General features: G+C 61.9%; 11 protein-coding genes. 7 read left to right on the forward strand and 4 right to left on the reverse strand.

All coding sequences use genetic code 11. The features are described from left to right. Positions 1-120: 120 nt before the first annotated feature. The gene (locus tag DFO68_RS00365) at positions 121-1,782 is read left to right on the forward strand and encodes an AMP-binding protein (protein ID WP_133480950.1); all 1,662 of its coding nucleotides are present in this window, start codon (positions 121-123) and stop codon (positions 1,780-1,782) included. Positions 1,783-1,833: 51 nt separating this feature from the next. Beyond that, positions 1,834-2,601, forward strand: a complete 768-nt coding sequence (locus DFO68_RS00370; protein WP_133480952.1) for an SDR family NAD(P)-dependent oxidoreductase — start codon at positions 1,834-1,836, stop codon at positions 2,599-2,601. A gap of 118 nt (positions 2,602-2,719) precedes the next feature. Here the strand turns inward: DFO68_RS00370 and DFO68_RS00375 are convergent, their stop codons facing one another. Beyond that, the gene (locus tag DFO68_RS00375; protein ID WP_133480954.1) at positions 2,720-3,685 is read right to left on the reverse strand and encodes a biotin-dependent carboxyltransferase family protein; all 966 of its coding nucleotides are present in this window, start codon (positions 3,683-3,685) and stop codon (positions 2,720-2,722) included. Then, positions 3,682-4,404, reverse strand: coding sequence for a 5-oxoprolinase subunit PxpB (gene pxpB / locus DFO68_RS00380; protein ID WP_133480956.1), 723 nt, complete (start codon positions 4,402-4,404; stop codon positions 3,682-3,684). Before pxpB ends, DFO68_RS00375 begins: the two co-directional genes overlap by 4 nt. A gap of 255 nt (positions 4,405-4,659) precedes the next feature. Here pxpB and DFO68_RS00385 point away from each other — a divergent pair, with 255 nt between their 5' ends. The 3 genes from DFO68_RS00385 (at position 4,660) to DFO68_RS00395 (ending at position 7,981) form a co-directional block, all read left to right on the forward strand. Further along, complete coding sequence (locus DFO68_RS00385; RefSeq protein ID WP_133480958.1) at positions 4,660-5,625, forward strand: zinc-binding metallopeptidase family protein; 966 nt, start codon at positions 4,660-4,662, stop codon at positions 5,623-5,625. A 293-nt stretch (positions 5,626-5,918) separates the two neighbouring features. Next, positions 5,919-6,575: a potassium channel family protein gene (locus tag DFO68_RS00390; protein ID WP_166637496.1), complete on the forward strand. Its 657-nt coding sequence runs from the start codon at positions 5,919-5,921 to the stop codon at positions 6,573-6,575. Between the two features lie 41 nt (positions 6,576-6,616). Then, positions 6,617-7,981 carry a TrkH family potassium uptake protein gene (locus DFO68_RS00395; RefSeq protein ID WP_133480962.1) on the forward strand — a complete coding sequence of 455 codons (1,365 nt, stop codon included), beginning with the start codon at positions 6,617-6,619 and terminating at the stop codon, positions 7,979-7,981. A gap of 142 nt (positions 7,982-8,123) precedes the next feature. Here the strand turns inward: DFO68_RS00395 and DFO68_RS00400 are convergent, their stop codons facing one another. Both DFO68_RS00400 and DFO68_RS00405 read right to left on the reverse strand, forming a co-directional pair. Beyond that, the gene (locus tag DFO68_RS00400; RefSeq protein WP_347813114.1) at positions 8,124-9,371 is read right to left on the reverse strand and encodes an ATP-grasp domain-containing protein; all 1,248 of its coding nucleotides are present in this window, start codon (positions 9,369-9,371) and stop codon (positions 8,124-8,126) included. Between the two features lie 142 nt (positions 9,372-9,513). Then, positions 9,514-11,511 (reverse strand): hypothetical protein, encoded by a 1,998-nt coding sequence (locus DFO68_RS00405; RefSeq protein ID WP_133480966.1) that lies wholly within the window; start codon positions 11,509-11,511, stop codon positions 9,514-9,516. Positions 11,512-11,568: 57 nt separating this feature from the next. On the opposite strand from DFO68_RS00405, the gene DFO68_RS00410 reads away from it, so the two are divergent. Continuing rightward, positions 11,569-11,844, forward strand: a complete 276-nt coding sequence (locus DFO68_RS00410; protein ID WP_133480968.1) for a hypothetical protein — start codon at positions 11,569-11,571, stop codon at positions 11,842-11,844. 23 nt (positions 11,845-11,867) lie between these two features. Beyond that, positions 11,868-13,175: an ATP-grasp domain-containing protein gene (locus DFO68_RS00415; protein ID WP_133480970.1), complete on the forward strand. Its 1,308-nt coding sequence runs from the start codon at positions 11,868-11,870 to the stop codon at positions 13,173-13,175. Positions 13,176-13,186: the final 11 nt, after the last annotated feature.

Raw genomic sequence — 13,186 nt, forward strand, 5'->3', positions numbered from 1 at the left:
TACGTCAACTGCATATAATCACAAGGTGGACAGGCACGCCAGCGTTTGCCGTTTCCGGCGAGCCAAGCCGTCACCCTCCTGTTGTCGCCACAATAAGCACAAACCGCGAGAGGGCCGTACATGAGCACCCTTCCCGATTACCAACATTACCTCGAGACCTTTTCCATCGACGACGTCATCGCACGCCTCGATGACCGACGCGACGGCAAGGCCAACGCCTTCGCGTCCTGCTGCGAACGCCACCTGCGGGCTGGTCGGGGCGATACCCTGGCGCTGATTCACGAGGACGCCGAGGGCCAGGTCAACACCCTGACCTACGCCGAGCTCGATGCCGAGAGCGCCAGGCTCGCCGGCTGGTTTGCCGAGCACGGCCTGGGTGTGGGCGATCGCATTGCCTGCATGCTGCCGCGCTCCCCGCAACTGCTGGTGGTGGTGCTGGCCACCTGGCGCATCGGTGCCGTCTATCAGCCGCTGTTCACCGCCTTCGGCCCGGACGCCGTGGACTATCGCCTGGGGCGCGCCGATACCAAGCTGGTGATCACCGATCATGCCAACCGCTTCAAGTTCGATGGCCTCACCCAGTGCCCGCCGGTGCTCGCCGTGGGCGGCCCCGATGTCGATCATGCCGATGACCTCGACTGGAGCGCTGCTCTGGCACATGCGCCGATCGACAGTGCGCCACCGCGTCTCTCCCGGGATGAGCCCTTCCTGCAGATGTTCACCTCCGGCACCGTAGGCAAGCCCAAGGGGGTGGCCGTGCCGCTGGCCGCCATGCCGGCCTTCACTCTCTACATGGAGCTGGCCGTCGATCTACGCGACACCGACCGTTTCTGGAACATGGCCGACCCGGGGTGGGCCTATGGTCTTTACTACGCCATCGTCGGACCGCTGCTGCTGGGCGTGACGACCCACTTCTGCGAGGCGGGTTTTTCTGCCGAGGGGGCGCTGGCCTTCATGAATCGCCATCGCATCACCAATTTCGCCGCCGCACCCACCGCCTACCGACTGATGAAGGCCTCCGGGCGGTTTGATGATGCCCACCAGACCCTTGAGCTGCGCGCCGCGAGCTCGGCCGGTGAGCCGCTCAACACCGAGGTGGTCACCTGGGTCGAGCGCGCGCTGGGTTGTCCGGTGATGGACCACTACGGCCAAACCGAGACCGGCATGATCTGCAACAACCACCATGGCCTGGACCACCCCAAGCATGTCGGCGCGATGGGGGTGCCGATGCCCGGCTATCGCCTGGCGATCCTCGACGCCGAGTACCACGAGTTGCCCCCGGGTGAACCCGGTGTGCTGGCCGTGGATATCGAGAACTCCCCGGCCTTCTTCTTCCCCGGCTACACGTGGCAGGAGAAGCATCCCTTCGCCGAAGGGTACTATCTGACTGGCGATGTGGTGATCAAGAACGAGGACGGCACCTTTCAGTTTGCCGGTCGCGATGACGACATCATCACCACCGCCGGCTATCGTGTTGGCCCCACCGACGTGGAGAACAGCGTGATGACCCATCCGGCGGTAGCCGAGTCTGCCGCCGTGGGCCAGCCCGACGAGATCCGCGGCGAGATCATCACCTCCTACGTGGTGCTGCGCGAGGGTTTTGAGCCCAGCGATGCACTGGCCGACGAGATCCGCAAGCAGGTGCGCGAACGCCTCTCGACCCACGCCTTCCCGCGGGTGATCGAGTTCGTCGAGGAACTACCCAAGACCCCGAGCGGCAAGATCCAGCGCTTCAAGCTGCGTGCCCTTGCTGTCGACAAGGCCAAGACAGGTGCTGCGTAATGACAGCCGCAAGCGCTTTCTACCGCCACCTTTCAACTCCAGGAACCCGATATGCATGTCAAGGACAATACCTTTCTGATCACCGGCGCCGCCTCCGGACTGGGGGCGGCCACTGCTGAGCGGCTGGTCGCCGCCGGTGGCCGAGTGGTGCTCTGCGACCTCAGTGGTGCTGTCAATGCCCATGCCCAGCGCCTGGGGAAGACTGCTCGGGCAGCGCGCGGCGATGTCACCTCAGGCGACGACATCCAGGCTGCCGTCGATGTGGCGGTGGAGCTTAGCGATGGTCGCGGTCTGGCGGGTGTGGTGCATTGTGCCGGCGTGGTCAGCGTGGCCAAGCTGGTCGACCGCGAGGGCAACCCCGCCGACCTCGAGGCCTACAATCGCACCATCCAGATCAACCTGGTGGGCACCTTCAACGTGATGCGCCTGGCCGCCGCGGCCATGGCCCAGAATCCCGCGGGCGAGGACGGCGAGCGCGGGGTGATCATCAACACCGCCTCCATCGCTGCCATGGATGGCCAGGTAGGGCAGTGCGCCTACAGCGCCTCCAAGGCCGGCGTGGTGGGCATGAGCCTGCCGGCGGCCCGCGAACTCTCACGCCACGGCGTGCGGGTGATGGCCATCGCCCCCGGGGTGTTTGAGACCCCGATGATGAGCGAGATTCCCGACGAGGCCGCCCAAGCCCTGGCCGCCGCCGTGCCCTTCCCCAAGCGGCTCGGCAGGGCTGACGAGTACGCCCGCCTGGCCGAGCAGATCATCACCAACCCCATGCTCAACGGCGAGGTGATCCGCCTGGACGGCGGCATCCGCATGCAGTAAGCCAAGCAAGTCCGTGGACGTTGTGATGGCGCCGGCTATCTCGGTGGTAGGCAGCATCTCAAGCCCCATCTCATACGAGGTGGGGCTGTTATTTTAGTGCCCACTGTTTTGGTGATCACTACTGCCCTGATGCAGGGGCTGTCCAGAACCTTCGGAACTGGCGAAGGTAGTCGGCCTGGGCACGGTTCACGTCCACCGGGCGAAGTCGGACCTGCTGGCCGGGCTGGCACTGGGCAAGGCGGGAGCAGGCCATCGGCGTCAGGGTACCGAGACGTGGATAGCCGCCGATGGTCTGGCGGTCGTTGAGCAGAGCGATAGGCTGGCCATCCGGGGGCACCTGGAGGGCTCCCAGGGCAATGCCCTCGGAGATCATGCTCTCGAGCCGGCAGTCGAGTCGCGGCCCCGCCAGCCGCACCCCCATGCGGTCGGCGCGAGTGTCGACGGTCCAGTCGGTGTGGAAGGCACGAAAGGTGCTTTCTCCGCTGAAGTCGGCAATCTGCGCCCCGGGCATGAGCGCCAGGGTGGCGGGCTGCCGATAGTCGATCCGCTCCTCTGGCGGCACTTCGCGGTGGCTGCCGGTCGCCGACGTCGCCTCCCTGGCGACGGCAATCCGATCGCCGGTGGCCAGCGGCTTGCCGTCGCCGTGATGGCCGCCGAGCCCCTCGCGGGTGACGCACGAAAGGCTTCCCAGCACGGGCTCGGCATTAAAGCCGCCACTCACGGCGAGGTAGGCGCGAACGCCCGCGACCGGCGTGCCGAAGGTCAGGGCCTTGCCCTTGGGCAGGGTGAAGGCCTGCCATGGCGACAGGGGGGTGCCATCGAGCGTGGCCGAGAGGTCGGCACCGCACAGTGCCAGCCGGGTGTCCTGCTCGGCGACCAGGATGAGGCCGCCGAGGGTGACTTCCAGCACCGCGGCCTGCCAGGCATTGCCCAGCAGGTCATTGGCCCAGGCGAAGGCGTGCAGGTCGGCCGGTCCACCCTGGGTAACGCCTAGCCGGCGGACGCCGAAGCGACCGGAATCCTGGAGCGTGGCCAGCGGTCCTGCCTTCTCCACCCGCAGCGCGCCGAGGGGCCGCGAGGTCATGATTGCACCTTTTGAACCGCTGCCACAGGGGTCGTGTCTCCGCCCAGGCGTTCAAATGCCTCGCGTCCGATGGCGACGAAGCGCACCCGATCGCCTACCTGTAGAAAGCTCATGCGCTCCCTCGCGGGGTCGAACAGAGTTACTGGGGTGCGCCCGAGCAGGTTCCACCCCCCCGGCGAGACTTTCGGGTAGGCGGAGGTCTGGCGGCCGGCCAAGGCTACGCTGCCGGCCGGCACCCGTTGGCGGGGTGTGGCCAGGCGGGGTGTGTCGAGACGCGGATCGACGCTGCCCATGAAGCCGAAGCCCGGAGCGAAGCCGAGGGCGAAGACGCGGTATACATGACCGCTGTGGATCTCGATCACCTCGTCGCGTGTCAGGCCCTTCTCGTATTCTAGGCGTACGAGCTCGGGCCCCACGCTTGCGTCATACCAGACGGGAATCTCCTTGGTCTCGCCCGTCGAGGCGGCCTCGTCGGGGGCCAGGTCGGCGAGGATGTCGACCAGCAGGGCGCGGGCGCGGGACGCTGTTAGCTGCTGCGGCCGGTAGTGTACGAGCAGCGTGGTATAGGAGGGAACCAGGTCCACCAGCGCCTCGCCGAACGCTTGCTCGCAGCGATCACAGAGGGCCATCAGCCAGGGCATATTGGCCTCGTCGATGCGCTCGAAGAGCCGCACCAGCCAGGCATCAATGCCGGCGTTTTCCAACCTGGGATCTTGCATGTCCTGCGTTCCACTGTCGCGAAGGGGCTTGCCGATCTGTCGAGTCTACGCGCCACCGCGTGGAATGTCCGTTGTGGCCGTATCTCTCTGTCATGCAGATCTTCGGCATGCAAGCCCCTCCTGTCAGGCGGCTTACGGAAGGCACGATTGACCGCAGGATGGGATCGGGCGATTGATTGGTGGACGATGTAAGAGCAGGATGCAGTCTGATAGGCTCGGTAACTAGCCTTGCTGTCCTTGCGGAGTAACTGCCTCATGCGTGTCTTTGCCAATCCGGTCGGCGCTGGGTCCCTCTGGTTCGACAACCTCGCCATCGCCGAGGGAACGCCCGTCGCCTATGACCCCCAGGCCAGGGCCTTCATTACCATGCCGCCGTTCTGCGCAAATCGCGACGTGATCGGCTGCAACTGGATCGCTCCCAAGCAGGGCGCCTTCTGTCGCGCCTGTGCCATGACCGAGCTAGCCCCGGATACGTCCATTCCGAATGCCGTGCCTCATTGGGCCCAGACCGAGGCTGCCAAGCGTTGGGTGCTCGACAATCTGGGCCGCTGGAACTGGTTTCGGCCCGAGGATCCCGGCGCGCGCCCCGTCTTTCACATGCTGGCCGAAGGCCACACCCCGGTGCCCATGGGGCATGTCGGAGGTGTGGTGACGATCAGTGTGGCTGAGGCAGACCCGGTCCTGCGTACCACGCGGCGCGAGGCCCTGGAAGAGCCCTACCGCACCATGATCGGTCACATGCGTCACGAGATCGGTCATATGCTCTGGTGGCGTCTCAGCCTTCGGGACGATTTCCTCGACGCCTTCCGTGCCATGTTCGGTGATGAGCGAGAGGACTATGCCGCCGCACTCAAACGCTATTATCACAATGGGCCACCGCCCGACTGGCGATCGCATTTCGTCAGCACCTATGCCTCGGCACATCCTCACGAGGATTGGGCCGAAACCGCGTCCCATCTGCTGCACCTGACAGATATCGCCGATAGCTTCGTTGCCGCCGGTTTGTCTTCCAGTGACCTGCCGCATCTCGGCTGGGACCCCTACATGGAGGCTGACGCCGAGAACTTGATCCACATTGCGACTCACCAGGTCATGGCGGTCAATCACATCAATCGCGCCATGGGAATGCCGGATCTCTATCCTTTCGTCCTTTCCGAAGAGGTTCGCTGCAAGCTGGTCTTCATGCATGACTGGCTCCGTCGAGGCGCTCAGGGGTTGTGAGGGCGTCTCGTCTCGCAATCGTGCCATGGAGAGCTGGCTGAGTAGTTCACTCTCTACGCGAGGCCATGGTCGATCAAGCTCATCCTCGGCGGGTCCGCTTCGAACTCCGTGAGCCTCTTGATCGCTGCTTGGAGAAGCTGGCAGAGACGATGCGCCCCCGTCCTGCTCAGCCATGAGCCGCCGCGCATATCGCGCAGTGCTCGCCGAAGGGATGGATGAAGGGGGTAGGGGCGGTGGCCCACCTGAGTTCCTCGGGATCGGGTTCCACCGCCCAGCGCGAAAGGAGTAACAAGATGTCACGTCAATTCGCCATTCTGGGATTAGGCTATTTTGGCATCACGGTTGCCCAGGAGTTGCATCGTCAACATGACGAGGTGATGGGTGTCGATATCGACGGATCCCGCGTCGACACGTATGCCGATCTGTTCAGTCATGCGATCGTCGGCGACATCACCGACGAACAGGTGATCTCCCAGCTTGGCCTTGATGAATATGACGCGGTTGTCATCGACACCGGCGACAATCTGGAGGCCAGCATGGTATGCACCCTGCTGGTGTGTGAACAGAAGGCCAAGGCCGTGTGGGTCAAGGCACACTCCGACATGCACTACCGCATCCTCAAGCGTCTCGGTGCGCATCATGTGGTCTACCCCGAGTTTGACATCGGCATACGGGTCGGCGAAAGCCTCCACTACCATGCCCTGGTGGACTTCATCAATCTTGGCAATCGGCACTTCGTGGTCGAACTTCAGACCACTGAGGAGCTTGAAAACAGCTTCCCGACGATAGGCCTTTTGAGCAAGGATCGCCCGAGTCTCTCGGTGATTGCCATCAAGCGGGGCAGTCAGCTCTTCAGGATGCCTTCCCTTGATATGCCACTGAAAAGCAAGGACAGCCTGGTGTTGCTGGGAGAGCTCGAGGAACTCAGAGCCCTGGGAGACCACCTTTGAGCGTAGCGAGCACCGGGATCCGCGTATGACAGGAGGTCCAGATGGGGCTACGTGAGCGTCTCAGGCGTCCGGTGCGTCGCGCGCCGCATGGCCGCAGGCTCTCCCTGAACCTGCCCGAACTGCTGCTGCTGGGCTTTTTCGTGCTGAGTGGCGTAGGCACCGTGCTGCTCTCCCTACCCATCGCCGCCTACCAACCCTTGACCTGGGACCAGGCTCTCTTCACTGCCACCTCGGCGGTAACGGTCACCGGTCTCGGGGTGATCGACACTCCCTCCCTGACCGGCTTCGGTCAGGTCGTGGTGCTGGCATTGATTCAGGTTGGTGGGCTGGGTTTCATGACCTGTGCCGCCATGATGATGGTGATGCTGGGGATCCGCCTGCCGATGCACCAGAAAAAACTGATCAGCGAGAGCCTCGAGCATACCTCCTTCCAGTCCCTGGTCGAGATGGTGCGACTGGTCATCCTGTTCGCGTTGGTCGCCGAAGTGATCGGCACCCTGCTGCTTGCGCTGGCCTGGGTGCCTGACTATGGCTTGGCGAAGGGGCTGTGGATCAGTGTTTTCCACGCGATCTCGGCTTTCAACAACGCCGGCTTCTCCACTTGGTCCGGCAGCCTGACCGGTGAAGTTGCCGATCCCCTGGTCAATGCCGTGATCAGTCTGCTGTTCATCGTTGGCGGCCTCGGCTTTCTAGTTATCGCTGAACTGGTGAACTGGCGCTCTCTGGAAAGACTATCCCTGCATACCCGCATCGTCTTGCATGCCACCTTCTGGCTGGTGCTGGTCGCCATGCTGAGCCTGTTGCTGCTCGAGTGGAACAATCCTGCCACGCTGGGTGGTTTGGAGGGTATCGGCACGCGGCTTCAGGCCGCCTGGTTCCAGGCCGTCACCCCTCGCACGGCCGGCTTCAATACGCTGGATATCGGTGCGATGAGCGATTCCACCGCCTTGCTCACCATGCTTTGGATGTTCATCGGCGCAGGTTCGGGTTCCACCGCCAGCGGCATCAAGGTCACTACCATGGTGGTGCTAGTGCTGGTCGCCCGTGCTTTCCTGCGGGGTGAGAGCAGGGCCATGGCCTTTTCCCGTTCGCTGCCGGACAATACCGTGATGGAGGCGGTGGCCGTGGCGCTGGCCGGGATGCTGTTGATCTTCACCTGTCTGTTAGTCCTTACCATCACCGAGAGTGGCCAGGCCTTTCTCGACTTGGCCTTCGAATCGGTGTCCGCCTTTGGCACCGTGGGTCTCTCGCGGGGCATCACCGCCGAACTCTCGCTGCCCGGCCAGCTGGCCATTATCGTCACCATGTTACTCGGGCGGGTCGGACCCATCTCCCTGGGCTATCTGGTGGCCAGGCGCAAGGTGACGGGCTTTCGTTATGCTGAAGGCAAGGTGCATATCGGCTAGGGTTACTGGCGCTGCTCTTGGCGTTGAGCTACCGGTCAATCCGTTGGCATGAAAGAAAAAAGGGAAGGGCCTGAGCCCCACCCCTAAGAGTATTTCGTCTAATAGTATTTCGTCTCTCTACGTAACGATCCTGAGCGAGTCGTTAGACGTAGAAGTCGAGCTCCTCCATCGATTTTAAGAGATCGCGCATCTTGATGGGATCGTCCCCAAAGAAGAACACCAGGCCCCAATGGGTCCCGTACGCATCGCGCTCGGGTACGGTCTCCTCGAGCGGCGCCACCAATTCGTGGTAATCGAAGTAAGGATGCTCGACACACTCCTTGGGCATCTCCAGCTTGCTGACTACACGACGCCGGGGATAGACACCGAAGCAGCCTGCATAGCCCTTGGCATCGACCACTTCACGGGGAAAGAAGGCGGCGACTTCCTCCTTGGTGCTCTTGGGATCGAAGACCAGCATGGATGCCTGATAGGCACTGAATCCGTAGGCGCGCTCGATCAATTCAAAGGCCTTGAAGCCGGGCGGGCGATAGGCAATCTCGCCAAAATACATCTCGCCATCCGCCGTCACGAAATATTCGGGATGGATGAGACCGAATTGGATATCGAACGTTTTGATCAGCTTTTCGATCTGCTTGGTGATCGCGTCGCGCCAGCTCTCAAGCTCCCGGGTGGCGGGAACGAAGACCGAATAGCCCAGGGTCACGTATTCCGAGATGTTGAGAAACTGAATCTTGCCGTCATGGATCCACGCCTCCACCGCGAACTCCCAACCGCTCAGATGGCTCTCCATCAGCAAGGGATATTCTTCATCCGGTATGCTGTCGATATCTTCCAGCTTGCGAATCATGCGGTGGCCGAGGCAGCCGGCCTTGTCGAAGGCCTTGACGTGGATCGGGTCATCGGGGTCGCCGTCAAGCTTGAGCAGGGTCTGGTTGACGCGCTTCATGAAGCGCACGATGTCTTCCTTCTCATGGGCTTCCTCGAAGATCCCCACGCGGATACCACCTAGCTGAGCACGACGCTTCATCAATGCTTTGTCGCGAAACAGGATGGACTGGCCGTACATGCGCGGGTTGTCCATGAGCACCGAGTTGATCGCACCGGACCATTCGACGGTTTCTTCGAACAGCGGTATGGCGACATCGACCCCTTCTTCCTTGAGGCGTTCGGCAATTTCCATCGAGCGATCATTCAAGCGCACAAAATCCCATGGTATGTACGGAATCTTGTTGGCCTTGCAGAAATCGGCCGCCCAATCGGGGGCCACCACCACGTAGCGGCGGTCAAACTTCTGAGCAGCCTTGATGGCATTGACGCTCCAGCCCAGCAGCGCAATATAGCCTTTGTTGGGATCCTTGGGAGTTTCAGTCCCTCGAACGGAATCCATTGTCGGATCGGTCCAGCTTGAGATATCACTAGTGTTGGGAGCTTCCGTTACTATCGACATGAATGACTCTCCTTCTTGGTTTGGTGGAACACTGACGATCGATTTGCCAGCTAACTTGCCCTCTCGACGGTCCGGCATCGGGCTATCTTCCCGAGGCCCAGCTATCCCGGGCCAACCTCATGGCCCGATTGACTTCTTCGGCTGGAACTTCGTTCGGGTTAGCCTTCTCGAGCGGATCATAATGAAACGCATAGAGTCGTGAGGCGAACTCGGCAACCGGCAGGGAGGCCTCACCATAGAGTTCGCCATGGCCCTGGGTCGAGGTGATGATCCCCTGGCCCCAGTCTTGTCCACTATCATTGTTGGGATTGAAGAAGTACACCCTCATCACCCGGTTTGGATCGAGCGCCAGGCGTTGGATGGTGATCGCGTGCCAGCCGAGAAAGCGCGTGGCGCTATCGGTCACGGCAATGCCTGCAGGCTGCGGATTGATGACCGGAATGTTGCCATTGTAGAAGGGGTGGTAAGCCGCATAGAAATCGCGCATGAACCCTTCGAAATCCTTCAACCCGCCGGTAAAGACATCGACGGCGATGCGAAACCCATGCCCGACGTGATCGCCATGGAACTCGGCATTGACCCACTTGTGAGGATCCTCGCCGCGCCCGGCGCAGCGACGCCCCATCTCGAAGTAGATGCGGTCAAGATGAGGCACGCTAAGCAGGGAGACCGCATCCACATCCACGGGGGGCTCGGTGGCCAGGCCCTTGCCGAGCTCGCGAGAGGAGATGCTGTGCCCCTCGAAGCGCATCACGATTTCGTCGTCTCGCGCCGCCCAAGCGACGATTCGCAGCAGTTCGGCCGGCATGTTGAAGGCCCACATCGATAGGGCGCGTGTCGACTGGCAGGTCGGGTAATTTCCCTGGCCCACGCCCAGCGGACGGCCCAGCACATTGAGCACGTCGGCGAGCAGAAAGCACTCGGCAGAACGGCGGCGGCCGAACACGGCGGCGATCTTCTCCGCTGCGGTTTCGCACACCGTCATTCTCAACTGCCGCCACAGCGAGGGCGCCACCGGGGGCGAGTAGAGGATGCCACGCTCGAGCATCATGGCAAGCCCGTAGGCAGCCTGGCTGGTCTCGGCAAACAGGGCCTCATCGATCAGCTTATGGATCAAGGCCGGGTAACAGTGAAAGGCGTCGGCCCCTGTATAGCTCAGGCCGAGAGCCGTGGGAATCAGCGCATTCCATCGTTCGCGCAAATAACGTATGAAGCCCGGCATGTAGGGAGAAACCAGGCCGGTGCTGTGCATGGCCTGGGCAAAGGCGATGGCCTCCTGCAGCAGGGTGGCATCGTCCATGCTTGCCAGCCGCTGGGCATACTCCTCGAAACCAGGGTCTTCACGGCATCCTTGCGTGGGGCCGAAGACGGCGTTGACGAGTTTTCGGGCATCCTCGCCGATTTCTCCTACCATGCTGTCCGGCGTGTCCGGCGAATTCAGGCAGGCGGCGATCTGGGTCACCATCTGCTTGACGCCATCGACCTGGACCGGGCGCTGCTCCAGAATCCTCCATACCTCGGCGACCAAATGGGCCAGCAGATTCTGGTAGCCCAGGTGCTGCAGCAAGTAGTGATATAGGTTCTGCACGGCGTAGCCGAGCCGATCAGGCCGCAGCCGGTCGTTTTCTTGCAGGTCGCTGACCACGATATCCAGATTCATGGCCATCACTTGTGTGAGGAAGTGATGGGCATGCTCCGCGGAAACCGAGGGATGTGAGTAGTCTCCCTTGGCGATTGCCAGCAGGCGAATCTGGCTGAGGCTCTCGATCAGCGTGGTGATCGGGTCACCATGACGTATGGTGCGCACCGCAAGCGAAGGTACCAGTGTCTGCGGATAATCCCAGTCGCTGCCGCCGAAGAACCCCGCGGCCTCGATCGCCGGAACACGGGAATAGAGCACTTCCAGCCCCGTTGTGTCGAACATCAGGGGCTTGACCTTATCGATAACGTCGAACACGGGGGAAACGCCGGCAATGGCATTGGCAGCGGCAAGCTGTTCAATGGCAGCGTCGAGCTGTTTCACTAGCTCGCCTGTCGTGCCGTCGTCGGGGTGGGCGGATTCGTGAATAGGTACGCTCATGCATTCAGCGTCCGACCTAACGCGTGAACTGTCAAACCCAGTAGGGGGAGAGGTGGGGTGGAATACCCCTCTGCGTCAGCCGCTGTGGCACAGACCTATCCTGGCGGGTATATACCGTTACGTCATGATCTGCATGGAAAATCGAGAATGGTCCAGGTAGTGTTTATTCATCGTTTGCTAGCAGGTGGGGCGCTGGCGGATCTTGACGCCTGGGGCATGTACGAACAGATATTCGGCGCCATCTTGATGAATATCAAGGCAGGCCGGCGAACAGCTGCCATGCTGGAAGTCAGTAAGTTTGCCAATGAGCATCGGTATGTTTTGCTATCGTGAAGTGCCACCGGGAGAGAAGTGAGATGCGCTGGAATGTCTTCATCATCGGCCGGGATGAGTTGAGCAACCGTGTGTTGCCGAATCTTCGTCACGTCGAGGACTATGCCTTCCACGAATTGCTGTCGCATGAGACGGTGGTGAAGGCTGCAAACTATCCCTTCGACCAGTTGGTAGCGGATGCCCTGGCGGAGCTGGAAAGGTTTCCCGAAAGCGTTGACGCGATCGTCGGCTACTGGGACTTCCCGACCTCGTGCCTGCTGCCGGTCCTGCGTCAGGCACGGGGGCTGCCCGGGCCGAGCCTGGAGGCGGTGCTCAAGTGCGAGCACAAGTACTGGAGCCGACTGGAGCAATCGCGCTGGGTGCCCGAGTGCGTTCCCGACTTCCAGGCCGTCGACCCCTTCGACAACGACGTCGTCGACTCGATCGAGATCGACTATCCCTTCTGGATTAAGCCGGTGAAGGCTCACTCCTCACAGCTCGGGTTCCGCATCGAGCATCCACAGCAGCTACAGCAGGTGCTGCCGATCATTCGCCAGGGGATCGGGCGTTTCGGCGAGCCCATGAATGAGGTCATGGCGCATGTTGATCCTCCTGAGGCGCTGGCGGGCATCAGCGGCCACCACTGCGTGGCCGAGGCGATCATCTCGGCCGGTCGTCAGTGTACCCTGGAAGGGTATGTTCAGAATGGCGAGGTTAAGCGGGTGGGAATTGTTGACACTCTGCGCGATACCACTCATCGCTCCGTCCTGCTGCGCTACTCCTATCCCTCCACGCTGCCCGATGACGTCCAGCAGCGGATGCTCGATATCAGCCGGCGCGTCATGACCGGGCTGGGCTACGACAATGCGCCGTTCAACATCGAGTACTACCATGACCCGCAGAGTGACAAGATCTGGTTGCTCGAGATCAACTCGCGGCTGTCTCGTTCTCATGCGGGGCTCTTCGATCTGGTCGATGGCGCTCCCCACTATCAGGTGATGGTTGACGTGGCACTGGGGATCCCACCGCGCATGCCGCATCGTGAAGGTCGTTATGCGGTGGCGGCCAAGCAGATGTTGCGGGTCTTCGAGAAAGGCCGGGTTCGTCGAGTGCCGACGGCCGAGGAGATTCGGCGGGTCGAAAAGACCTTTCCGGGTACCCTGGTGGAGCTCAATGTGGAAGAGGGCATGGATCTCTCTGACCTGCAGCATCAGGACTCTTTCTCCAGCGAGCTCGGCGTGCTGTTCATCGGTGCCCAGAGCCTGGAGGAACTGGACGAGCGGATCGAGACCTGTCGCAGCATGTTACCGTTCGAGATTGAGCCGTCTGACGCTACGGCGCAAGACGGCTGAGCCTCGACACC

The organism is Halomonas ventosae, assembly GCF_004361885.1.
GTDB classification, from domain to species: Bacteria; Pseudomonadota; Gammaproteobacteria; order Pseudomonadales; family Halomonadaceae; genus Halomonas; species Halomonas ventosae_C.